Origin of the sequence: Candidatus Pelagibacter sp. HIMB109 (assembly GCF_052048155.1) — a bacterium.
In the GTDB taxonomy this organism is placed as follows: Bacteria; Pseudomonadota; Alphaproteobacteria; order Pelagibacterales; family Pelagibacteraceae; genus HIMB114.
In genome coordinates, this window is record NZ_JBNAIK010000006.1 from 56,099 (window position 1) to 77,938 (window position 21,840).

General features: G+C 30.8%; 23 protein-coding genes and 1 pseudogene. 8 read left to right on the forward strand and 16 right to left on the reverse strand.

What is annotated here, in order from left to right:
* The first annotated feature begins 8 nt into the window (after positions 1-8).
* Positions 9-1,529: an aldehyde dehydrogenase (NADP(+)) gene (locus ACTTAQ_RS04815; protein ID WP_440696035.1), complete on the forward strand. Its 1,521-nt coding sequence runs from the start codon at positions 9-11 to the stop codon at positions 1,527-1,529.
* Here the strand turns inward: ACTTAQ_RS04815 and ACTTAQ_RS04820 are convergent.
* From ACTTAQ_RS04820 to ACTTAQ_RS04835, 4 genes are read right to left on the reverse strand one after another with little or no spacing between them, the layout of a single operon-like run.
* Positions 1,526-2,413 carry an isocitrate lyase/PEP mutase family protein gene (locus ACTTAQ_RS04820; RefSeq protein WP_440696037.1) on the reverse strand — a complete coding sequence of 296 codons (888 nt, stop codon included), beginning with the start codon at positions 2,411-2,413 and terminating at the stop codon, positions 1,526-1,528. The genes ACTTAQ_RS04815 and ACTTAQ_RS04820 overlap by 4 nt on opposite strands.
* Complete coding sequence (locus ACTTAQ_RS04825) at positions 2,410-3,681, reverse strand: TRAP transporter large permease (protein WP_009360688.1); 1,272 nt, start codon at positions 3,679-3,681, stop codon at positions 2,410-2,412. The genes ACTTAQ_RS04820 and ACTTAQ_RS04825 overlap by 4 nt, the downstream gene beginning before the upstream one ends.
* Entirely contained in the window at positions 3,678-4,154 is a 477-nt protein-coding gene (locus tag ACTTAQ_RS04830) for a TRAP transporter small permease (RefSeq protein ID WP_440696040.1), read from the reverse strand. The genes ACTTAQ_RS04825 and ACTTAQ_RS04830 overlap by 4 nt, the downstream gene beginning before the upstream one ends.
* Before the next feature lie 45 nt (positions 4,155-4,199).
* Complete coding sequence (locus tag ACTTAQ_RS04835) at positions 4,200-5,189, reverse strand: TRAP transporter substrate-binding protein (RefSeq protein WP_440696042.1); 990 nt, start codon at positions 5,187-5,189, stop codon at positions 4,200-4,202.
* 164 nt (positions 5,190-5,353) lie between these two features.
* On the opposite strand from ACTTAQ_RS04835, the gene ACTTAQ_RS04840 reads away from it, so the two are divergent.
* Positions 5,354-6,250 (forward strand): EamA family transporter, encoded by an 897-nt coding sequence (locus tag ACTTAQ_RS04840; RefSeq protein WP_440696044.1) that lies wholly within the window; start codon positions 5,354-5,356, stop codon positions 6,248-6,250.
* On the opposite strand, the gene ACTTAQ_RS04845 is transcribed toward ACTTAQ_RS04840, so the two are convergent.
* The 4 genes from ACTTAQ_RS04845 to ACTTAQ_RS04860 form a co-directional block, all read right to left on the reverse strand.
* Positions 6,236-6,481: a helix-turn-helix domain-containing protein gene (locus ACTTAQ_RS04845; protein ID WP_440696046.1), complete on the reverse strand. Its 246-nt coding sequence runs from the start codon at positions 6,479-6,481 to the stop codon at positions 6,236-6,238. The genes ACTTAQ_RS04840 and ACTTAQ_RS04845 overlap by 15 nt on opposite strands.
* Before the next feature lie 124 nt (positions 6,482-6,605).
* Positions 6,606-7,898: an ammonium transporter gene (gene amt, locus ACTTAQ_RS04850; protein WP_440696048.1), complete on the reverse strand. Its 1,293-nt coding sequence runs from the start codon at positions 7,896-7,898 to the stop codon at positions 6,606-6,608.
* Positions 7,899-8,175: 277 nt separating this feature from the next.
* Positions 8,176-9,030: a D-amino-acid transaminase gene (locus ACTTAQ_RS04855; protein WP_440696050.1), complete on the reverse strand. Its 855-nt coding sequence runs from the start codon at positions 9,028-9,030 to the stop codon at positions 8,176-8,178.
* A 2-nt stretch (positions 9,031-9,032) separates the two neighbouring features.
* Positions 9,033-10,613 carry an L-aspartate oxidase gene (locus ACTTAQ_RS04860; protein WP_440696052.1) on the reverse strand — a complete coding sequence of 527 codons (1,581 nt, stop codon included), beginning with the start codon at positions 10,611-10,613 and terminating at the stop codon, positions 9,033-9,035.
* 28 nt (positions 10,614-10,641) lie between these two features.
* On the opposite strand from ACTTAQ_RS04860, the gene ACTTAQ_RS04865 reads away from it, so the two are divergent.
* On the forward strand, positions 10,642-11,076 hold the full coding sequence (locus ACTTAQ_RS04865; protein WP_440696054.1) for a tetratricopeptide repeat protein: 435 nt from the start codon (positions 10,642-10,644) through the stop codon (positions 11,074-11,076).
* Here ACTTAQ_RS04865 and ACTTAQ_RS04870 read toward each other — a convergent pair.
* Positions 11,073-11,783, reverse strand: a complete 711-nt coding sequence (locus ACTTAQ_RS04870; RefSeq protein ID WP_440696056.1) for a hypothetical protein — start codon at positions 11,781-11,783, stop codon at positions 11,073-11,075. The genes ACTTAQ_RS04865 and ACTTAQ_RS04870 overlap by 4 nt on opposite strands.
* A gap of 54 nt (positions 11,784-11,837) precedes the next feature.
* Between ACTTAQ_RS04870 and ACTTAQ_RS04875 the strand changes: the two genes are divergently transcribed.
* Positions 11,838-12,650, forward strand: a complete 813-nt coding sequence (locus ACTTAQ_RS04875) for a TauD/TfdA dioxygenase family protein (RefSeq protein WP_440696058.1) — start codon at positions 11,838-11,840, stop codon at positions 12,648-12,650.
* On the opposite strand, the gene ACTTAQ_RS04880 is transcribed toward ACTTAQ_RS04875, so the two are convergent.
* The 5 genes from ACTTAQ_RS04880 to ACTTAQ_RS04900 form a co-directional block, all read right to left on the reverse strand.
* Positions 12,651-13,343: an SDR family NAD(P)-dependent oxidoreductase gene (locus tag ACTTAQ_RS04880; RefSeq protein WP_440696060.1), complete on the reverse strand. Its 693-nt coding sequence runs from the start codon at positions 13,341-13,343 to the stop codon at positions 12,651-12,653.
* Between the two features lie 48 nt (positions 13,344-13,391).
* Complete coding sequence (locus ACTTAQ_RS04885; protein ID WP_440696062.1) at positions 13,392-14,690, reverse strand: O-acetylhomoserine aminocarboxypropyltransferase/cysteine synthase family protein; 1,299 nt, start codon at positions 14,688-14,690, stop codon at positions 13,392-13,394.
* A gap of 117 nt (positions 14,691-14,807) precedes the next feature.
* The gene (locus ACTTAQ_RS04890) at positions 14,808-14,993 is read right to left on the reverse strand and encodes a hypothetical protein (RefSeq protein WP_440696064.1); all 186 of its coding nucleotides are present in this window, start codon (positions 14,991-14,993) and stop codon (positions 14,808-14,810) included.
* Positions 14,990-15,799 (reverse strand): uridine kinase, encoded by an 810-nt coding sequence (locus ACTTAQ_RS04895; RefSeq protein ID WP_440696066.1) that lies wholly within the window; start codon positions 15,797-15,799, stop codon positions 14,990-14,992. The genes ACTTAQ_RS04890 and ACTTAQ_RS04895 overlap by 4 nt, the downstream gene beginning before the upstream one ends.
* Positions 15,796-16,104 (reverse strand): hypothetical protein, encoded by a 309-nt coding sequence (locus tag ACTTAQ_RS04900; protein ID WP_440696068.1) that lies wholly within the window; start codon positions 16,102-16,104, stop codon positions 15,796-15,798. The genes ACTTAQ_RS04895 and ACTTAQ_RS04900 overlap by 4 nt, the downstream gene beginning before the upstream one ends.
* Before the next feature lie 28 nt (positions 16,105-16,132).
* On the opposite strand from ACTTAQ_RS04900, the gene lhgO reads away from it, so the two are divergent.
* Positions 16,133-17,326, forward strand: coding sequence for an L-2-hydroxyglutarate oxidase (lhgO, locus tag ACTTAQ_RS04905; protein WP_440696070.1), 1,194 nt, complete (start codon positions 16,133-16,135; stop codon positions 17,324-17,326).
* Positions 17,326-18,228, forward strand: coding sequence for a histone deacetylase family protein (locus tag ACTTAQ_RS04910; RefSeq protein ID WP_440696072.1), 903 nt, complete (start codon positions 17,326-17,328; stop codon positions 18,226-18,228). The genes lhgO and ACTTAQ_RS04910 overlap by 1 nt, the downstream gene beginning before the upstream one ends.
* On the opposite strand, the gene ACTTAQ_RS04915 is transcribed toward ACTTAQ_RS04910, so the two are convergent.
* Positions 18,225-19,571 (reverse strand): FAD-dependent oxidoreductase, encoded by a 1,347-nt coding sequence (locus ACTTAQ_RS04915; protein ID WP_440696074.1) that lies wholly within the window; start codon positions 19,569-19,571, stop codon positions 18,225-18,227. The two genes, ACTTAQ_RS04910 and ACTTAQ_RS04915, sit on opposite strands and share 4 nt — an antisense overlap.
* A 41-nt stretch (positions 19,572-19,612) precedes the next feature.
* Here ACTTAQ_RS04915 and ACTTAQ_RS04920 point away from each other — a divergent pair, with 41 nt between their 5' ends.
* Both ACTTAQ_RS04920 and ACTTAQ_RS04925 read left to right on the forward strand, forming a co-directional pair.
* Entirely contained in the window at positions 19,613-20,104 is a 492-nt protein-coding gene (locus ACTTAQ_RS04920) for a YajQ family cyclic di-GMP-binding protein (protein ID WP_440696076.1), read from the forward strand.
* A 133-nt stretch (positions 20,105-20,237) separates the two neighbouring features.
* Positions 20,238-21,011 (forward strand): fumarylacetoacetate hydrolase, encoded by a 774-nt coding sequence (locus tag ACTTAQ_RS04925; RefSeq protein WP_440696078.1) that lies wholly within the window; start codon positions 20,238-20,240, stop codon positions 21,009-21,011.
* On the opposite strand, the pseudogene ACTTAQ_RS04930 reads toward ACTTAQ_RS04925, so the two are convergent.
* Positions 21,012-21,840: pseudogene (locus tag ACTTAQ_RS04930) on the reverse strand (hypothetical protein); the annotation flags it as partial. It lies immediately after the preceding gene.

A 21,840-nucleotide genomic window follows, 5' to 3' on the forward strand; every position in this document is an offset into this window, starting at 1 on the left:
AATTAATTATGAATTTAAATGGTAATTTAATTATTGGTTTAAAAGAAGAGGCTGGAAGTGAGAAAGAAGTCTCTGCTAAAAACCCATCTACAAATGATACATTGTCTCCCGGATATAAAGGGGCAACTGCAAAACAATTAGAGCATGCTTGTGATTTAGCTAATAATGCATTTTACAAGTATAAAAATACTAGTTTTGAAGATAGAGCAAAATTTTTAGATACGATTGCAGAAGAAATAGAGGCTGTTAAAGAAACTTTGTTAAAAATTACTCCTGAAGAAACAGGTTTACCAGAGGCAAGAATCACAGGCGAAACAGGAAGAACGGTTGGTCAATTAAGAATGTTTGCTGAATTTATTAGAAATTCGAAACATACTGATGCTACTATTGATGAAGCATTACCTGATAGGCAACCTCTTCCGAGGCCAGATCTAAGATTGAGAAATGTTGCTATAGGTCCAGTTGCAGTATTTGGAGCAAGTAACTTTCCCTTGGCTTTTTCAGTGGCAGGAGGTGATACAGCTGCAGCCCTAGCGGCCGGATGCCCTGTTATCGTAAAAGCGCATAGTTCTCATCCTAGAACTTCAGAAATAATTGGAAGATGTATTCAAAATGCTGTTAAAAAAAATAATTTACCTGATGGAACTTTTTCACTGTTATTCGGTTCAGGTAATATTGTTGGACAAGGTTTAGTTAAAAATAAATATATCAAAGCGGTAGGTTTCACAGGATCAAGAAACGGTGGATTGCAAATCGTTAAAACAGCTCAAAGTAGAAACGAGCCAATTCCGGTTTATGCTGAAATGAGCAGTATCAATCCAGTATTTGTATTTAATTCTGTTTTAGAAAATCCAGATAAATTTATTGAAGGTTTTTTAGTTTCTTTACAAATGGGTGCTGGTCAATTCTGTACAAATCCTGGTTTAATTATTACAAAAAATTCAAAGAATTACGAAAATTTCAAATCTAAACTTGCAGGAAAAATAAAAGAACAAAACAGCCAGACTATGCTTAGCAATGTAATTGCAAAAGCATATGAGGAAGGTGTCTCAAAGTTTAAAAGTAAAAATAATATAACACTAGTTGGTGAAGGTAAAAAAAATGGCAACGCCAATCAATGTATCCCTCACTTATTTGAAACAAGTGCTAATGAATTTAAAAAAGATCAAGAGTTATCGGATGAAATATTTGGTTCTACTTCATTAATTATAAAATGTGAAAATGATCAAGATTTCAACGAAATTGCAAAAAAAATAGAAGGCCAGTTGACTATTTCATTTCATTCTAACAATGTTGAAGAAGTGTCCGAAGAGTTTGTTAGTTTAATAGAAGATAGAGCCGGTAGAATTATTTATAACCAATTTCCTACAGGAGTTGAGGTTTGTCATGCCATGGTGCACGGAGGACCTTTTCCTGCAACATCTGACACAAGAACTACATCAGTTGGATCTAAAGCTATTTTTAGATTTTTGAGACCCGTTTCATATCAAAATATTCCTAAAGAATTACTACCTAAAGAACTCGTCTAACTTTTATATTGGTCTTCTATTTTGTAATAATCGTTAAACCCTACAACATCTCTTAGTTCTTCAAACTTTGAAACATTAGTGTTGTATTTTCGATTTTTGATATTTTCTAAACTTTCTTTCATTGTTTTAACTGTAGCACTCATAAGTGTTAATGGTAATACAGCAATCTTAAATCCAATATCCTCTAATTCATTAATTTCTAATAACGGAGTTTCTCCATCTTCAATTAAATTAACCATATGATAACCTGGAACTTCTTTAATAACTGTTTTCATATCTTCTTTAGATTTTATTGCTTCTACAAACAACAGATCGGCTCCTAATTCTTTATAAGTATTCATTCGATCAATTGCTTCCTTAAGACCTCTTGTTGCAATAGCATCTGTTCTTGCCATGATTAAAATATCTTTTTCACCATTTAATTTACTTGCATCAGCAGCAGCTTTAATTCTTGATTTAGCTTCATCAAGTTCAACAACATCTTTTCCTTTTGTGTGACCACATTTTTTTGGCCATTTTTGATCTTCGATCATAATTGCGGCTGCACCAGCATCTGCATAACCTCTTACAGTTCTATAAATATTTCCAGCATTTCCCCATCCAGTATCTCCGTCGAATAAAATTGGAATAGAGGTAATGTTACAAATGTTTCTTACTTGATCTTGCATCTCTGTATAAGAAATCAAACCCGTATCAGGCATTCCAAGTCTAGTAGATGAAACACAAAAACCGGACATGAATCCTGCTTTAATTCCAGCTTTTTCAATTAGCTTTGCAGAAAGAGCATCATAACAACCTGGTAGCATCACTAGTTTTTCAGCGTCCAAAAAATTTTTAAGCTGTTGAGATCTTTTTTTAGAGTTTAATGGATTAAAAAGTGTCATAATTTAAATGGTATATATAAAGCAATATCTGGAAAAAAGTAAATCACAAAAACTGTGAAAAGCATAATTAAAACAAATGGAGCAACACCTCTCCCAATTTCTCCCATTTTTGCATTACCAATGGCCTGAAGGACATAAATATTCAGTCCTACTGGTGGTGTGATTAAAGCGCACTCAATCATTAGTGTGAAAATAATTCCAAACCAAATAATATCAATATTCATCGCTGCGATTGAAATTGAAAAAATTGGCATCATAATCAAAATTAGTGACAAAGTTTCCATAATAAAACCTAAAATTAATAAAGTGATACAAACCACTAAGATAAACACGCCTTGTTCATTAATATTGTTTACTATTAATGAAGAAATATCTTGTGGAATTCTATAGAGAGAAATTGCTTTACCAAAAATCTTTGCGCCAGCAATGATTACAAATATTGTTACTGTTGTTTTCATTGTCTCAATACCAGAGTCAATGAAACCTTGAAATGTTATTCTTTTCTTAACAAGAACATAAATAAATGAAATTAAAAAACCAATACCACCTGCTTCTGTTGGAGTATAAATACCAGCATATATTCCTCCAAGCATGATAAATGCCATTAACAAAATGGGTAAACCTTTTTTGGTATTTTCAATTTTTTCCTGTCTAGTACTTGAAACGTTTTGAACTTCTTTGTTAAAAATCTTTACATAGAAAACCGAAAATATGATGAAAAATAGGGCGAGTAATATTCCTGGTCCAATTCCTGCAAGAAACATCGTTAAAACCGATTCTTCAACAACAAATGCATATACAATCATTGGGATAGAAGGTGGGATTAAAATTCCTAAAGTTCCACCAGCTGCTAAAATTCCTAAAGTAAAATTTCTATGATAACCTCTTTTGATCATTGCGGGAAAAGCTACCGTAGATATTGTAGCTGCAGTTGCTACTGATGAACCTGATATTGCAGCAAAAATACTACAAGATATAATTGTTGCTATCGCTAATCCTCCAGGAAAATTTCCAACCCAACTTTGTGCAAAATTAAATAGATCTTCTCCAACACCAGCTTTGAGTAAAATATTTGACATCATTAAAAACATTGGAACCGCAAGTAAAATAAAATTATCTCCAACGCTATAAAATGTTTGAGGGAGCATCATTGGAGAAATATCTCCTAAAACCATTAGTGATAATCCTAACGAGCCTAATGCAAAAGCAATGGGCACTCCTAAAAATAAAATAAAAAATAAAAAGAAAAGGATTAATGTTACAGTCATGGTTTAACAAAATCTCTGATGTATCTTAAAACTTCTAAAAAAACTCTAATTAGTAATAATGCGAATGAAATAGGTATTGCAATTTCTGTAATGACTGCAGGCAAATCTAAAATAGTTGAGCTTGTCCTACCAACCTCAAAAGAGTCATAGGCAATTAACCACCCGTAGTAGGTCACAAAAGATGAAAAATAAATAATAAAAATGAATGAAATAAAATCTAAAACTTTTTTTGTCTTATCATTTGCCTTATCATAAAAAACTGTAATTCTAATAAATTCCTTATTATGAAATGTATATGTAAGCGCTAAATATGTAGCCCATATTTGTAATAATCTTGAAATTTCATTAACCCAAATTGTTGGTGCATTAAAAATATATCTAGAGATAACTTCAAAAGACACGATAAAGCCAATCAAAACATATAGTCCAGCGGCAGTATAACCAGAATATTTTATTACTTTATCTAGATCCATAAAATAACCCACCCTCGATTAGAGGGTGGGTAAAGTAAGTTTAAATTAAAGTTTCTTTGCTTCTTTAACTAGTTTGTCGCCAACGCCACCAGCTCCACCAGTTCGTTTGATATAGTCATCAATCACTGATGCTGAAGCTTTTTTCAGTGCGCTTAAATCTGAGCTTGAAAGCTTAACAATTTTCATGCCGTTTTCTTTAGCAATTTTGTAAGCCCCGGCTTCAATATTTGCCATATCATCTCTCACAGCTTTTTCAGCAATTTTAGATGCAGACTGTATTGCACTCTTTTGCTTGGCGTTAAGTTTGTTGTACCATTTTTGGTTCACTACAACTACAAACTCAATATCACCGTGGTTTGTTACTGTAAGAGTATCCATCACCTGGTAAAGTTTTCTAGATTTAACTCCAGATACACCAGTCATTCCAGCATCAACTGTACCTCTTTGATAAGCTAAGTACTGTTCGGAACCAGAAATTAAAGCTGGCTTTCCACCTAATGAAGAAACAAACGCTCCAAGAGTTTTACCGAAAACTCTGATTTTTTTATCTTTAAAGTCGGCAGGTGTTTTCATTGGTCCACCATTAGAGAGCATTATCGCACTCCCATACGCCTGGTAATAAAGTGGCATCGCTCCAGTTTTTGAAATTGCTGGATCTAAGATTGATCTAATTTTAGAACCTTGCGCTGTAGCTTTTCTAACCTTTTTTTCTGAATCAAATAAAAATGGTAGATAAAACACATCTACTTCAGGATTTGTTCCAGCAAAACGAGTGATAGATGCAACACCTGCTTCAATCGCACCTGATCCCACAGCTTGTGGTACTTCTTTATCTTTATAAAGTTGAGCTGAGTCATAAATTTCAACTTTAATGTCAGATCTTTTTTCAACTTCTTTTTTGAACACAAGTAGATTTTGACCTAAATGCGCTTTTAGTGGAAGTTGAAGAGTTATTCTCATTTTAGTCTCAGCAAAAGATGATGTTGCAAATGAAGCTAAAATGATGGTTATAAATATTTTTTTTAATATTTTCATTATCTTTCCCCCTATTTTTCCCTATTAAATCTCTTAAAAAACAAAAATTCAAGTAATTATAATTTTAAATATAATTAATATCCTGGCTAATTTTTAAGTTTGCTGAGGTTTATTGCGGCAAATTAATAATTTTAAGTATATAACAGCCAATAAAATTTAGCTTTATGAATTGGATAGTTGTCACGGTTATTGCTGCTTTTGTACAAAACCTTAGATTTACTTTACAAAAAAACATTAACAAGAAAGTCTCTACCTTTGCTTCATCTTATGTGAGATTTGCATTTGCATGTCCTTTTGCAATAGCTTTGTTTTTTATTTATTTTCAAGATACTGCAATTATTGCTCAAGCATTATCGAACGACAAATTCATTATCTATTTTATATCGGCATCAATATCACAAATAATTTTTACATTTATTATGCTGTACTTATTTCAATTCTCAAATTTTATAATTGGAACATCATTGAGTAAGACAGAAGTAATACAAATCGTAGCTTTAGAACTTGTATTATTTGGTGATACTTTAAGTTTTTTAGCAACAACTGGTGTAATAATTTCAACAATAGGAATTATTATTTTTTCAGTTAAAAATTTAAATCTTTTCATTAAAAATTTATTTTCAAAAACAACAATTATTGGAATAATTACAGGTTTTTTTTTGGGTTTAAGTGTTGTGTTGTATCGTGGGGCAACATTAAGTCTTGCAGAATTTGATTCAAAATTTGAAAAAGCATTATGTACTTTGTTTTTTGGAGTTACTTTTCAAACAATACTCATGACGATTTATATTTATCTATTTGAAAGAGGAGAATTTAAAAAACTTTATGAACATAGATATCAATGCTTAACAGCAGGGTTTTGTAGCTTCGTGGGAACTTTATCGTGGTTTTATGCATTTTCATTAATACAGTCTTCTTTTGTGAGAGCATTAGGCCAAATCGAATTATTATTTAGCTATTTATCTTCTACATTGTTTTTTAAGGAAAAGGTTAAATTAATCGAAATAATCGGAATCTTAATTTTCGTTACGGGAGTTACTATTATGCTAGTTTTTAAATAAACTTAAATTAGTATCAAATTCATTTACAACTTTTAAAAGAGCATTTCCTTTTTCAGTTAATTGAATTCCATTTTTCATATTACGAATAAATAATTTGAAACCTAGGTCTTTTTCTAAGCTCATTATATCTCGACTAAAACTAGATTGAGATTTTTTAAGAACTTTAGAAGCATAATTAAAACTTTTAAATGTTGAGATTTTTTTAAATGTTTCTAATTTTTTCCAATTCATAGTTTTAATTTAATATAATTGATTAAATTTAATAATATTGTTTATGCAATTCAGTTATGACAAAAATAAAAAGGCCCAGATTTTAAGTCTGGACCTTTTGTTAGATAAATTAAACTAACTATGTTTAATCTCTTATTGAGTATGCAATAACTCCGATTTCAGCTACGTCTGTACCTTTAGTTTCGGCTTCTTTACTTACTCTAATTCCAAATGTACTTGCCATCACCTTCCAGATCACAAATGATACTACGAAGACAAAAGCTATAACACTAATTACTCCAAGGAACTGTGCCCCAAAGTTAGTGTCAGCATTTGATAAAGGAACTGCTAATGTTCCCCAAATTCCAGCGAACATGTGTACAGGAATTGCTCCAACTACATCATCAATTTTTAATTTGAATAATAGTTTAGTTCCTAACACAACGATTGCTCCACCAATTGCTCCAATAATAATTGCAGCGCCAGGTGTTGGAGCTAATGGTTCAGCTGTAATTGCAACTAATCCGCCCAAACAACCATTTAACATCATAATGACGTCTGTCTTACCAGTTAAAAATCTAGTGATCAAAGCATTAGCAATTACACCACCACAGGCAGCCAAGTTAGTGTTAATGAAAATTTTAGCAATAGCAGTTGCATCATCAACAGTACCTAGAGCTAACTGTGATCCACCATTAAATCCAAACCAACCAAACCAAAGGATAAACACACCGATAGTTACTTGTGGGATAGATGAATTTGCAAATGGCGGCATAGGCTTTTCACCAGATCTAGCAAATCTTCCAAGTCTTGGACCTAGAACGATTGCACCAGCTAAAGCAGCAGCTCCACCTGCAGCGTGAACAAGAGTTGAACCAGCAAAATCAGAGAAGCCAGCTTTCGCTAACCAGCCTCCACCCCACTGCCAACCCATTTCGATTGGATAAATTACACCAGTTAAAATTGCCGCAAAAATAAAGAACGGCCAAATTTTAATTCTTTCAGCTAAAGCACCTGAAACGATTGATACTGTTGTTGCACAGAATACCATTTGGAAGAACCAATCAGACCCATCTGAATAACCAGTATCTAATTTTGATGCATCGCTCCATGGGATGAATGAGCCAATGTATCCACCTTCTGGAATACCATATGCTAAATTATATCCTCCAAGCCAGAACATGATTCCAGCAATAGAAAATAAACCAATATTTTTTGCCGCAATAGTTGATACACTTTTAGATGTTACCATCCCTGATTCCAACATTGCAAAACCTGGTGCCATAAACATTACTAGAAAACCACATATTAAGAATAATAATGTATTAAACACATATTGTGTTTCAGCCCCTACCTTGCTTTCGGCAGAAAAACTGGGTTCTACTAGAAATATTAAAGCGAACAGTGCAAAAGATAAGTAGTGACTTATTTTTTTCATTTTATTCTCCTTAAATTAAATTTTTGTTGTTATGCGGAATTTAGATAGTTAACGGTTGTAAAAAAGCGCTAATCTGGATAATCAGCGTTTCAAAAATTAGATATCTAAAAACGGAATAGTTGATTTGATGATATTGAATGTTTTGGTGTGCTTAAATTTAACTAACAGGGGACATGAAGTGAGCAAACTCAAGCACACAATTAATCCATATTCGTATTCGTTTATTTTTTGAATCAAAAAATATCCTAATTCACCCAATACGAGTCTTTAGATTTAATTAAATCGCTATTTTTTTAGCTTTTTCGATATATTTTTCACGCAACAATTTAGTGAATTTTCCTGGTTTTCCATCTCCAATTGTCGACTGATTGATTTTAATTACAGGTGTAACAAAAGTTGTAGCGCTTGTTACAAACGCTTCATCTGCGCTTTGTGCTTCGTTAATTGTAAAATTTTTAAAATCTACTTTGTAATTTAATTCTTTTGCACATTCGATGACCGCTTCTCTCGTAATTCCTCTTAATATTAAATTATCAAACTGCCTTGTAATCACAGTACCTTTTCTAATTATCCAAGCATTATTTGATGTTCCCTCAGTAATAAATCCGTTTCTAACCATCCAAGCATCATCAAAACCTTTTTCAACTGCAGAAGATTTTGCAAATGAAGGGTATAAAAGTTGAACTGTTTTGATATCACAACGACCCCATCGCATATCATCAGTCGTCATAACTTGAATTCCTTTTAAAGCTGCATCATTTTTTAATAAGTCTTTTACTTGAGTAAAAGCAGAAACTGTCAACTCTGTTTTTTTATCTGGAAAATCAAAACTTCTCTCAGCTACACCACGTGAAACCTGAAGATAAATCACACCTTCTTTCAAGTTATTTTTTTTTACTAATCCTCTATGAAATAATTCAAGATCTTTATGGTCTAATAATTTTGGATAATTTAACTCTGTCATTGATCGGTCAAGTCTTTTCATGTGATTTTTAAAATCAATTAACTTACCATCTAATACTGAGGTTACTTCATACAATGCATCACTAAATAGCAAAGCGCGATCAAAAATTGAAACTTTTGCCTGCGCTTCATCAAGATACTCGCCGTTTAAATAAACTGTTCTTCCCATAATCAGACGGCTTTTTTAAATTTTTTATCTAAGTAATCAACTAAATCATTTTGCTCAAAAATATTTCTTTTAAGCAATTGACTATTTTGGCTTGGATAATCAGTTCTAAAATGAGTACCACGACTTTCTTTTCTCTTTAGTGCGGCATAAGTAATGAGTTTGGACACAAGAAGCATATCTTTTAACTTTGCAGATAACTTATCTGCTTCTCTTTCTATTCGAAGAAACTCTACAAATGCTTGGTTTAAAGTAGATTCATTTCTTTCTACTCCAACAAATTTATTCATTGCAGATCTTAGTTGCCATATATATTTCTTGGCTCTAATTTTGCTTATTGTTTTCTCTTTAGGAATATAATTTTCTATATTAATTAATTTGTAACTCTGTTTTGGAGGTTCTGAATTTATTTTATTAGCAATTCGTCTTGAGAAGACAAATGCTTCTAAAAGAGAGTTACTTGCTAAACGATTTGCACCATGTGCTCCTGTTGAACTGCATTCGCCACATGCCCATAGCCCTTCAACACTTGTTTTTCCATCAATATCAACTTTGATACCACCCATATGATAATGAGCAGCTGGTATAATAGGTATTAAATCTTTCGTTGGATCAATGGAGGCCTGTTTTAAATAATATGAAGCTGTAGGAAACATTGATTTAAAATCAATTTTAAAATGTCTACAATCCAAAAAAGTGGAATGACCTTTTAGCTTATGATTATGAATTGATCTTGATACAATATCACGAGGAGCGAGCTCGCCTAAATCATTGTCATCAAATACAAATCGATGATTATTTTCATCAACAATAAAAGCATCTTCTCCTCTTATAGCTTCTGTTAATAATGGCGCTGGATCAATTCCAACATCTAAAGCTGTTGGATGAAATTGAACGAACTCTAGATCGACAAGTTTTGCGCCAGCTTGGGCAGCCATGGCAATTGCTTCTCCATATACATCTCTAGGATTGGTCGTATGAGCGTAAATGCTTCCTAATCCTCCAGTTGCAAGAATGATGTTAGGTGACTGGAAAAATACAAAATTATCAGCAACTTCATTTTTATGAATATGCCCCATTATCCCGTGACACTTATTATCTTTTTGAATGATGTGATCGACAGAAACATCTTCAACAAAAGTAATATGCCCTTGTTGTTTTGCATAATCGATGAGGTGACTGACTAAATATTTACCCGATTGATCTCCATTAATTTTTAACACTCTTCTATAAGAATGCGCAGCTTCCTTAGATAATGTAAATTCATCATTATCTTTATCAAATCTTACTCCAATTTTTTCTAAAAATTTAACTATATCCAAAGCATCATCAGTAATAACTTTCACAGCTTGTTCATTGCTTAAACCGGAACTGGCTTTTAAAGTATCTTCAAAATGTTTTTTTGGACTATCTTCTTTTGTAACCGCTGCCGCAATACCACCTTGCGCCCACGCACTGGATGACATTTCCCCAAGTTTACGTTTCGTCACTAAAGTTACTTTTCTAGGGTATAATGAAATCGCAGTCATTAATCCGGAAATTCCAGAGCCAACTATAACAACATCAGATTTATAAATACTTTCCATTGATAAATTTTAGTATATATGGGTGTTTATGAAAACTTTTTTAGTCCTTTTAGTGTCCTTTTTTTTATCACTCAACGCTTATGCCGCAGGAAGTGATGCTGACAATACTGTTGTTAAACCAAGAGCGTATAAAAAAGCTGTAAAACTAATTAAAAAAGAAAATTATTCAGAAGCTGTAAAACTGTTAGAGGAAATTTTACAAAAAAATAAATATCAACAGGATCCTGATATCTTGAATGAATATGCGTTTGCTTTGAGAAAAAGTGGCGACCTTTCAAACGCTGAAATAAATTATAACAAAGCTTTAAAAATTGATCCAAATCACAAAGGAGCCCTAGAATACTTAGGAGAACTCTATGTCGATACAAAAAGAAAAGATAAAGCTAATTTAATTTTGGTAAAATTAGAAAATTGTAAGTGTGAGGAATATTCTGAATTAAAATCTTATATTGCTAATAACTAGTTAGCTGCCTCTAGTAACCTTAATACACATTCACCGAATTTTTCTGTCTTTGGCTTAAAACCTAAATCCTCACATTGTTTTTTATATTTATCTAAATTTACATTTTTTGAAGATTTGCTTTTTTCTTTTTTTGGACGGTCTATATCTTTGCCAACTTCTTTTAGAACTTTGGCAAACTCATACTTTGAAAAATTTATAAATTTTATAGAACATTTTTTTGTATCAGAAATTTTTAATTCTTTACCGTCTTCTGTTTTTAAGTTCTTGACTTTAGTTTCATTGCAATGATCTAAAGCCATATTTATAAAAGTATCTTTTGGTAAATCTGCATCATCTACAATTTTAGGTTTTAAATAATTACATTTTTGTAAATTTAATGGACCGACGATTAAACCTTTTTTACCGACACATTTTGATTTTTTATCTCCAAAAAAATGGTGTTTGCTATTGTAGATATGTTGGTTGACAGTTTCTTTTCCATTAACTGTCATTTTTTGTGACAATAACGCTAAATATTTAGGTTTTATTTCTAAGTGCTCTTGAAGCTTAAACCAGTACGCTTTAGTTTTCGAATAATCGTCCGCGTATGCATCTTTTTTATTATAGCCTAAATTTACTAATTCTTTGTAATCATCAGGTCCTAATCTCTTTTCCGCAAAGCTAGGAAAGGATAAAAATACTATAAAAATAAATATAATTCTAAACATCTGCTAATTTTTGTATCAATTGACTTTATATAGTCAACATAGTTAAATAATAACATGTACAATCATATTAAAGTTACTCCTAATAAAAATAACGTCGGCGCAATCATCGAAGCTGAATTGTCAAAATTTAATAATGACATTATAGAAGATGTTAAAGATGCATTAGCTGAATACGGTGTAGTTTTTTTTAGAAATCAAAAATTAGATTCAGAAACTTATATTAAGTTTGCAAAACAATTTGGTCCTCTAGCTGAATATCCGATGCTTGAAGGTTTAGAAGGCCACCCTGAAATTACTGTTGTTGAAAAAAAACCAGATGAACAAATTATGTTTGGAGAAGGTTGGCATACAGATTCTACTTACACAAAAGAGCCACCAAGATTTACCATGTTATATTCGGTTAAAACTCCTGAAAAAGGTAAAGGAAATACTCTTTTTGCATCCCAATATAGAAGTTACGAAACTCTTGATGATAGCATGAAAGAAAAATTAAAAGATTTGAAAGCAGTCTTTAGTGCTGATGGTCCAATTTCAAAAACAAGAAATAATAGAGTAAAAGAAAAAGGAACAGGAATTGATCCAAAATCACTTAGCGCAATTCATAATATTATTAAAGAAAATGAAAGAAATAAAAAAAAATCTCTTTATTTGTCACCAGGCCATGCAATTAAAATTTGCGATGTTGATGATGAAGAGAGTAAAAAATTAATGAAAGAATTAGTTGAACATCAAACTAAAGATGAATTTATTTATGGTTTTGAATGGGAGCCCAATTGTTTAGCCTTATGGTCAAATTATTCAGTACTTCACAATCCTGTAAATGATTTTAATGCACACCGTGTAATGCATAGAATTACTATTCAGTAATTACCAAGGTAACTCAGATCCATCCCAATTAAAAAACTTTCCAGTTTGAGATTGATCAACAGAATTAATAATTTTAACTAAGTGTTTTGCAGACTCTTCTGGTTCTTGAATTTTAAGATTAGTTTTTTGGAATGGTTGAGATAAATTTGATTTAACCGTTCCAGGATGAAGAGCTAAAAATATTGCCTGCTTATTTTTTACCTTCATTTCTATCGATGCTGTTTTTATCAGTTGATTTAAAGCTGCTTTAGAAGCGCGATAAGAATACCATCCACCAAAACCATTATCACTGATTGATCCAACTTTAGCTGACAAAGTTGCAAAAACTGATTTATTTTCACTATCAAGCAAAGGAACAAAATGCTTAATTAAAAGCGCTGGTCCAATTGAATTGATTAAAAAGTTTTTTTTTGAAAAATTAATATCGATGCTTTTTAGAGTTTTTTCTGGCATTGAGTCATCATGATGCAGAATTCCTGTTGCATCAAATAAAATTGAAATTGGCTTATTTTTGTTTTTTATAAACTCTGTAGTTTTTATGATTGTATTTTCATCATTAAAATCGATTGAGGGATTAGTTTTGGTTCCAATTTTTAAAACTTCTTTAAACCCAAGTTTTTCTAATTCATTAGCAATAGCATTTCCTATCGCTCCTGTTCCACCAACAATAACTACTAGATTATCTTTATTCATAAAAAAAGGCCGTAATTAATATTACGGCCTTTTAAAAATTAATCAAACTTACGCTTTTAATGCTTGATCTAAATCAGCAATGATATCATCTGGATGCTCGATACCAATTGATAATCTTACATAACCTGGTGTTACACCAGCTTTGAGCATATCTGCTTCACTTAACTGCGAGTGAGTTGTACTTGCTGGGTGAATAGCAAGAGATCTTGCATCACCAATATTTGCAACATGGTAAAGCATTTTTAGATTATCAATGAATTTTTTACCTGCTTCTAATCCACCTTTAAGCTCGATACCCATTAAAGCACCATTTCCACCTTTGAAGTATCTTTTCGCTCTATCTCCTATTTCACCTTCGTGAAGAGACGAGTAAATTACTTTATCGACTTTAGAGTGTTTTAATAAAAAGTCTTTTACCTTTTCAGCATTAGAACAATGTTGCTTCATTCTTAAAGCTACTGTTTCTAATCCTTGAATGATTTGAAAAGAGTTAAAAGGACTAATAGCAGAACCAAGATCCCTTAATAAAACAACTCTTGCTCTGATAATAAAAGGAATATTAGCGCCAGTTAATTGTGGAACTGCATCTCCCCAAACTGCACCATGATAAGATGCATCAGGTTGCCAAATATTTGGTTGTCTATCTTTATTAACAGACCAATCAAATTGACCTGAGTCTACAATAATTCCACCAATACTATTTCCATGTCCTCCAATAAACTTAGTAAGTGAATGCATAACAATTGCTGCTCCGTGTTCAATTGGCTTGCAAATTACGGGACAAGCTGTGTTATCCATAACTAGAGGAATGCCAAGTGGCTTTCCAATATCTGCAACTTCCTTGATTGGAAAAACTCTTAAAGATGGGTTTGGAAGAGTTTCAGCATAAAATAATCTTGTTTTATCATCAACTGCTTTTTTAAAATTTTCTGGATCAGCTGGATCTGCATAACGAACTTCAATGCCCATAGCTTTTAAAGTATTGTTAAATAAGTTTACTGTTCCACCATATAAATCAGTTGAAGCAACTACGTTATCACCTGCATTACATAAATTCTGAATTACAAATGCAGACGCTGCTTGACCTGAACTTACGCATAAGCCAGCAACTCCACCTTCTAATGCAGCTACTCTTTCCTCCAACACATTATTGGTTGGATTCATAATTCTTGTATAAATGTTACCAAACTCTTTTAGACCAAATAAATTTGCAGCATGTTCTGCAGAATTAAACTGAAATGAAGTTGTTTGGTGAATTGGAACTGCTACAGAAGTTTGACTTTCGTCTCTTCTAAAAGTTCCTCCATGAAGACCTATTGTCTCTGGATTTTTGCTTTCTGTTGTCATTGTTTCTCCTTAGTTATTCATTTTAGTCAAAATGATTATCTAAGCTTTTGGGTAGTACGCTTTAGCTGTATCTTAGTCCGCAAGCTGTCTCAAATCGACATCGAGTTTGTATATTTTTTATGAATTTGAATCAAGTAGTTGTTTAATTTTTTTTCTAAATTTCTCGTCTACTGTAAAATAATGACCCTGCTCTTCATGGAGAGATTCACCTGTAGAGTGATATTTTTTTAAATGCTGATAGAAAGATTTTATATCTACCTCAATTTCATTTTGGCTATCATCTAAGATTTTTACTTTTTTCATTTCAATATTTTATACCTTCCAAAATTATGCCTAGAGTCTATTGGAATAAAACTATTAAAACATTTTTTATAATCTTTTAATAAATCCATCGTAATTCTTTGATAGAAACTTATAAATTTCTTAAGTTGATTATTATTCATCCTCAATTTTTTTGGAATTTGTTGCTCTTGTTTTTTTCTCCAATAAAAAACTTGATTAAATGAAGGGATTTTTAAAAAGATTGAAAAATCAGATTTTTTATAAATCAAAGATGCATATTTCTTGCTCACCTGATTCACATGATTTCTCCATTTCAAATTTTTGTCCAATAATCTTTCCATTTGATTTACAGGTTTTTTTAATCTTGAGATAGTACTCCCCTGATAACCGACACACCATCCTTCTAAAATAAAAACATCATATGGAAAATTTAGATTTATAAATTTTGATTTTAAAACATCATCATGCCCTTTGGAAAATAATGGTAATTTAAATTTATTTTTTTTCTTAGATTTAAATTTTTTTAGAACTTCTTTTAATAATTTAAGATTATGGGTACCTGGTACACCTCTAGTTAAAAATAGATTTGAAATTTTATTAGATAAATTTTTCCTATCTTCTTTGCCTAAATAAAAATTATCAATGGATAAGACAAGCACCTTTAGCTTATTTTTTTGTAGCTCAGTTTTTACATGAGATGAAAATGTAGTTTTGCCTGATCCTTGAGGACCAGAGATTAAACAAAAAATATTTTTTCTTTTCTTTCTTAAATCAATAATTTTATCGGTAACTTCTTTAACCGTATTTAAATAGGATTTGTTGATCACTTATTAATACAATTTTGACTGTCGAATTTTTCAACAATATCTTTTTTTGGATTAATATAAAATCTTCTCTCGCAAGTTATGATTAACTGGCTTTTCTTATAAACATAAATTTTATAAGGAGAATTAAAAATAATATTAGTAGGCTCGCCTAGTCGCTCTTTTAATGATGAGCTCTTTTTTCCAAGATATTGTTCAAGTATAGATTTTTCTTTTTCTTGAGATTTAGAGATTTCTTTATCAACGTAAGCACATTGGGTAGTAAAGAATATTAACGTGAGTATTGTTAATTTTTTAAAAATATCCATAACCTTATTTTATATTTTTTAAAAACGAATGAAATACGATTTTGCGATTATTGGTAGTGGAATAATTGGGTTAACACTTGCTTTTAAATTAAAACAAAAATTTAATAACTCTAAAATTGTTATTTTTGAAAAAGAACCAAATTCCATCTCTCATGGCTCAGGTAGAAATAGCGGTGTTCTTCATAGTGGAATATATTATGAGCCAGGATCTTTGAGAGCAAATCTTTGTGTGACAGGCGTGAAAGAACTTAAAGAATATATTAAATCTGAAAATCTTTGGATTAATGAGTGTGGCAAGTTACTACTTCCAACTTCAGAATACTCTTATTCAAATCTAGAAAATTTATTTAATCGAGCCAAAAAAAATGGTGTTGAAATTAATAAAATTAAAAATGAAGAGATAAAACGAATAGAGCCCAATACGAATTGTCAGTTTGAATATGGTTTGCATGTGCCATTTACCTCTGTTGCAGATCCTAAAGAAGTTTCAAAATCATTGATTGAAAATTTAAAAAAAATGCATGTTGAAATTAATTATAATTCTAAGATTTTAAAAATTAGTGAACAAAAACTATTTACTCAAAATAACACCATTGAAGCTGGGCATATTTTTAATTGCGCCGGTTTATTTGCAGATGAAATCGCTAAAAACTCTAACCTAGAATTTCGTTACAGCTTTTTACCTTTTAAAGGAAAATATTGGAAAATTACGAACAAAAGTTTTAAACTTAACCATTTAGTTTATCCCATTCCAGATCTTAGATATCCATTTTTAGGTTTGCATTCTTCACATAATCGACATGGAGATTTTTATATTGGGCCAAGCTCAACGCCAGTATTTGGGCGTGAACAATATAATGGAATTTTAGGAGATAATCTTAAAGAAAGTATTAGTTTAATTTTTAACTTTAGTAAAAAAATTATCTTTAATGAAAACAAACTTCGCACTTTAGCATTAGAAGAATTATCCTTGTTAACAAAACGTGGTTTTTTTAATCAAATAAAAAAAATGTTTGATAATATTAATCCAGATGATCTTGAATTGTCTGATCAAAAAGTAGGTATACGCTCTCAAATCTTTGATCCTCAAAGTAAAAATCTTGTTAATGATTTTGTTGTCATTAATCAAAAAAATACAACTCATGTACTTAATGCTATAAGTCCTGCTTGGTCAGCATCTTTTGCTTTTGCAGACCACTTAATGAATGAAGCAGCATTATAATGTTACCAATTATAAATCACCCTGATTATGTTGCTCAAATAGGAGACGATCATCGTTTTCCAATTAAAAAATTTGGTGAATTAATAAAGTTACTTAGAAAAAAAAATATAGCGACAACGCATAATACTTTTGAGCCTGATGAGGTTTCCGTACCAACTCTATTAAATGTTCATTCTGAGGAATATGTTAATAAAATTAACAATTTATCATTGGATAAAGATGAAATTAGAAAACTTGGTTTTCCACTAGTTAAAAGTGTCAGAAGAAGATCTTTTGTTGCAACAGGTGGTACCGTTCTGGCTTCAAAACTTGCGGTAAAACATAAGCTAGCGTGCAATACTGCCGGTGGCTCTCATCATGCATTTTCAAATCAAGGCAACGGTTATTGTGTTTTTAATGATGTTGCTGTTGCTACTAGTTATTTAAAAAAAAAATATAAATATAAAAAAATCTTAATTTTAGATTTGGATGTGCACCAAGGAGATGGAACTGCTAAAATTTTCGAAAGTGATGACAGTGTTTTCACTGTGAGTATTCATTCTAAAAAAAATTATCCATCAAAAAAACAAAAAAGTAATATAGATATTGAGCTTGAAGATGGAATTAAAGATGAAGAATACCTTAATGTTGTGAATCAATTACTTCAAAAAATTGGGCACTTTCAATTTGATTTTGTTTTTTACGTCGCTGGAGTAGATGTTCATTTTGAAGATAGATTAGGTAAATTAAATATTACTGAAACTGGAATAAGAAAAAGAGAAGAATTAGTCATTAATAATTTTTTTAAAAGAAATATACCTTTATGCGGTGTCCTTGGAGGAGGATATAACCATAATTTCGAGCAATTAGTTAATTTGCACTCCATTCTTCATGAGACTTGCAAAAAAATTTTGGAAAATTAAAAAATTGTAACTAATTCCTCAGATGATGTAGGGTGAACAGGGACAGTCTGTCTTAGATCATTAAGATACAATCCTTTTTGAAAGGCAATTGCCAATGATTGAATAATTTCAGCTGCACTCTCTCCAATATAAATTAAACCTAAAACTTTTTCTGATCTTGGATCATACATAACCTTTATAAATACTTTGCTTTTTTTATTTTTCATAAAAGAGTACTTGAGAGGACCAAACTCAGTAGTTAATATTTTATACTTTTTCTTCAGTTTAATAAGATCATTTTCCCCATATCCAATTGATCCGACTTCTGGCTGAGTAAAGATTGCAGATGCGACTTTATTATAATCTAATGTTAATTGAGGTTTTTTGCCCCTAATATGATCAAATAAAATCATTGCCTCTCTAATAGCAACTGGTGTTAAATTTTTTCGATTAGTCACATCGCCAATAGCATAAATTGACTGGTCGTTTGATCTTGAGTTATTATTAACTTTAATTGCTCTTTTTTTATCTAATTTAGTTTTTGTATTTTCTAAATTAAGACTATCTACATTTGGCGATCTTCCGATTGCATAAATTAATAAATTTGTTTTAATTGTTTTTTTATTAGTAACAATATTGATTTTTGTTCCGGATTTTTTAATCTCTTTTAATGAAGTTTCGTTAAAAACTTTTATTCCTTTTTTTACAGCATACTCTAAAACACGTTTTCCAATATCTGGATCAAATTCATTAAGAACTGTCTTTTTTCTTATAATTAAATTGACTTCATAATTTAAATTTTTCAACAAAAACGCAAATTCTAATGCAATATAACCACTGCCAACTATTGATATATTTTTTGGTAATTTTTTTAATTCAAAAAATTGATCTGAACTAATACCAATTTTTGACCCTGGAATATTTGGATAATTTGGTTTTGAACCTGTGGCTACTATTATTTTTTTAGCACTAATAATTTTTTTACCTCTTTTTAACAGAATTTTTTTTGACGATAAAAATGACCCATGATCTTGGATTATTTCAACACCAGCTTTTTTTAAATTTTTAATATAAATTTTATTTAATCTTAAGATTTCTTTATTTTTTTTTTGTACTAAAGTTTTCCAACTATGATTTGATTTTCCAACACTCCAACCATAAGTCTTGGCATCAATTACCTGGTCGTTAAAGTTAGAAGCATAAACATATAATTTTTTAGGTACACATCCTCTTATTACGCATGTGCCTCCAACACGACTGTTTTCCAAAATGCAAACTTTTTTACCAGTGCCAGCCATTAGTCTTGCAAAACGCACGCCTCCAGAACCAGCGCCAATAACAATGAAATCGTACTGTTTTTTCATAATGTATTTTTTTATATAATTATATTATGTTATAAGTCCATATGCCTTCATTTGATGTCATTAGCAAAGTAAATCAACAAGAATTAACAAATGCGATTTCAAATTGTAATCGTGAAATATCAACACGTTTTGATTTTAAAGGCCTGCATATTGTCATTGAAGCAAACCAAAAAGAAAATACGATAACTGTAGTTGCTCCTGATGATTTAAAATTAAAACAAGTTAATGATTTACTAAAAGGTCATTTAGTTAAAAGAAAAATTGATCCAAGAATTTTTGATATTCAAACAGCTGTTGAAGCATCAGGGTCATCAAAAAGACAGATTATAAAAATTAAAGAGGGAATATCACAAGAAGCTGCTAAAAAAATTATTGCGGAAATTAAAAAAACTAAAATAAAAGTTCAGGTCAAAATACAAGGTGACGAACTACGTGCAGACGGCAAAAAGAAGGATGATCTTCAAGAAGTAATGCAATTTATAAAAAATATTGATATTGGCCAACCTGTCGAATTTACTAATTTTAGAGATTAATGAGTAAACGTTACTCTGGAAAATCAAGAAAAGATAAAAAATTTAATAAGAGAGCTAAACTAAGTAAAAAGGGGAAATCTAAATTAAAAAAGTAATTGATTTAAATTTTAATCAAGCTTAAACATACCACCCAATGCAAAAAGAATTAGCAACACTATCTAAAAAATTAGCAAAAGCCTTTAATACTAATTCGCTTATAGCCCCTTTACCTTCTAAGTTTTGCAAAAATACAAAAAATGCAAATTTATTAAGAGTTGCGTCGGAAAAATTGATTAAAAGTCCAGTCATTGGTTTCAAGGCGGGTGGTACTGGAAAAGCAATGCTAAAAAAATGGAAAGAGAAAGAGCCTTTTTATGCTTCTATTTTTAAAAAAAATCTTGTTAAAACTAATTCTAAAGTAAAGCTTTCAAAAAACACTTTTGGAATTGAACTTGAAGTATTTTATTTTCTTAAAAAGAATGTTTTAGAGTCAAAATCAAAAATTACAGAAAAGAATATTGGGCGTTATATTGATGGTATGGGACCGTGTATTGAGCTTGTTGGATATAGACAAAGAAAAAAAGGTGTGTCTTGTCTTGGAGATTTGACTGCTGACTTTGGTTGTAATGTAAAATTTATTATTGGAAAAAAGCAAAAATATAAAAAATTAAAATTTAATAATTTGCCAACTGCCCTTTTTAATAAAAAAAGTGGTCAAACAGTTAATGGAAATACAAAGGCAGTTTATGATAGCCCATTAAAATCACTAGTTTGGTTAGTTAATCGCGCAAGAAAAGACAAGGTCACTATAAATAAGAATTTTTATGTATTTACCGGTTCAACAGTTGGTGTTGTTCCGATACTTAAAAAAGGTTTATTTGAAGGCCAAATTAAATCTTTAGGAACTGTAAAAACAACAGTTCGATAATTATTTTTTTAATTTTCTCTCTTTATCAAACATAACCGCCAAACGATCAATAATATAATCGGACGCTTCAAAAATATCTTTAGGCTGAAAGTTTTTAGCATTTCCAATATCAGTCTTATCATCTAGACAGATAGGATTTTTTAGACGTTGAGTTACATCCTCTCCTTCGACGTATAATAATATTAAATAATCTTTATCTGTGGGAGCATCATCATTTCGAATTAAACATTCTCCACTCTCTGAAATGTTATCTATGAATCTTAAAGGTGATCTTTTTTTAGTAATATATCTTTTGTTAATCTGAAAAACGATTGATTTCATGTTTCTTGAAAATCTTTCTAAACGTTCGACTAATTTTTGTTTAAGTGCGTTTTCAGCTTTCTCGGCTTCTAAAATTGCCCTTGCTTCTTCTCTACTTTTCCTTCTAACTTCTAATTCTTCAAGTTGTTTTTCCCTGATTTTTTGACGATATTCTAGGTATTTTTGGCGTATTACAGCAAATCGATCTCCAACTTTCCATAAATGATCTTTAAGCTGATAAATTTTCTTTCGCTCTTCGAGCTTTATATCTTTGATAAGTTGTAGTCTAAATTTTTCACGATCTCGTTGTTTTTTTTCAGCAAATTTTTGCTCTTGTTTCAAAAGCCTTTCAAGATTTTGAATATCTCTTTTTGTTTGTTTGATTTTTAATTTTTCTAAATAAATAAGAAATTTTATTTTGAGGCGTCTAAAATATTCATAAGCTTTTTCTTTTAATTTTTCGAAAAAAGATGGTTTTTGAATAGTCTTTATCTTTTTAATTTTTTTCTTTTTGGTTTTTTTTTTATTA

What these genes read in the sequence shown, in the direction of transcription:
- ACTTAQ_RS04815 (WP_440696035.1), top strand. Translation starts at nt 9, where the DNA reads ATGAATTTAAATGGTAATTTAATTATTGGTTTAAAAGAAGAGGCTGGA.
- ACTTAQ_RS04820 (WP_440696037.1), bottom strand. Translation starts at nt 2,413, where the DNA reads ATGACACTTTTTAATCCATTAAACTCTAAAAAAAGATCTCAACAGCTT.
- ACTTAQ_RS04825 (WP_009360688.1), bottom strand. Translation starts at nt 3,681, where the DNA reads ATGACTGTAACATTAATCCTTTTCTTTTTATTTTTTATTTTATTTTTA.
- ACTTAQ_RS04830 (WP_440696040.1), bottom strand. Translation starts at nt 4,154, where the DNA reads ATGGATCTAGATAAAGTAATAAAATATTCTGGTTATACTGCCGCTGGA.
- ACTTAQ_RS04835 (WP_440696042.1), bottom strand. Translation starts at nt 5,189, where the DNA reads ATGAAAATATTAAAAAAAATATTTATAACCATCATTTTAGCTTCATTT.
- ACTTAQ_RS04840 (WP_440696044.1), top strand. Translation starts at nt 5,354, where the DNA reads ATGAATTGGATAGTTGTCACGGTTATTGCTGCTTTTGTACAAAACCTT.
- ACTTAQ_RS04845 (WP_440696046.1), bottom strand. Translation starts at nt 6,481, where the DNA reads ATGAATTGGAAAAAATTAGAAACATTTAAAAAAATCTCAACATTTAAA.
- amt (WP_440696048.1), bottom strand. Translation starts at nt 7,898, where the DNA reads ATGAAAAAAATAAGTCACTACTTATCTTTTGCACTGTTCGCTTTAATA.
- ACTTAQ_RS04855 (WP_440696050.1), bottom strand. Translation starts at nt 9,030, where the DNA reads ATGGGAAGAACAGTTTATTTAAACGGCGAGTATCTTGATGAAGCGCAG.
- ACTTAQ_RS04860 (WP_440696052.1), bottom strand. Translation starts at nt 10,613, where the DNA reads ATGGAAAGTATTTATAAATCTGATGTTGTTATAGTTGGCTCTGGAATT.
- ACTTAQ_RS04865 (WP_440696054.1), top strand. Translation starts at nt 10,642, where the DNA reads ATGAAAACTTTTTTAGTCCTTTTAGTGTCCTTTTTTTTATCACTCAAC.
- ACTTAQ_RS04870 (WP_440696056.1), bottom strand. Translation starts at nt 11,783, where the DNA reads ATGTTTAGAATTATATTTATTTTTATAGTATTTTTATCCTTTCCTAGC.
- ACTTAQ_RS04875 (WP_440696058.1), top strand. Translation starts at nt 11,838, where the DNA reads ATGTACAATCATATTAAAGTTACTCCTAATAAAAATAACGTCGGCGCA.
- ACTTAQ_RS04880 (WP_440696060.1), bottom strand. Translation starts at nt 13,343, where the DNA reads ATGAATAAAGATAATCTAGTAGTTATTGTTGGTGGAACAGGAGCGATA.
- ACTTAQ_RS04885 (WP_440696062.1), bottom strand. Translation starts at nt 14,690, where the DNA reads ATGACAACAGAAAGCAAAAATCCAGAGACAATAGGTCTTCATGGAGGA.
- ACTTAQ_RS04890 (WP_440696064.1), bottom strand. Translation starts at nt 14,993, where the DNA reads ATGAAAAAAGTAAAAATCTTAGATGATAGCCAAAATGAAATTGAGGTA.
- ACTTAQ_RS04900 (WP_440696068.1), bottom strand. Translation starts at nt 16,104, where the DNA reads ATGGATATTTTTAAAAAATTAACAATACTCACGTTAATATTCTTTACT.
- lhgO (WP_440696070.1), top strand. Translation starts at nt 16,133, where the DNA reads ATGAAATACGATTTTGCGATTATTGGTAGTGGAATAATTGGGTTAACA.
- ACTTAQ_RS04910 (WP_440696072.1), top strand. Translation starts at nt 17,326, where the DNA reads ATGTTACCAATTATAAATCACCCTGATTATGTTGCTCAAATAGGAGAC.
- ACTTAQ_RS04915 (WP_440696074.1), bottom strand. Translation starts at nt 19,571, where the DNA reads ATGAAAAAACAGTACGATTTCATTGTTATTGGCGCTGGTTCTGGAGGC.
- ACTTAQ_RS04920 (WP_440696076.1), top strand. Translation starts at nt 19,613, where the DNA reads ATGCCTTCATTTGATGTCATTAGCAAAGTAAATCAACAAGAATTAACA.
- ACTTAQ_RS04925 (WP_440696078.1), top strand. Translation starts at nt 20,238, where the DNA reads ATGCAAAAAGAATTAGCAACACTATCTAAAAAATTAGCAAAAGCCTTT.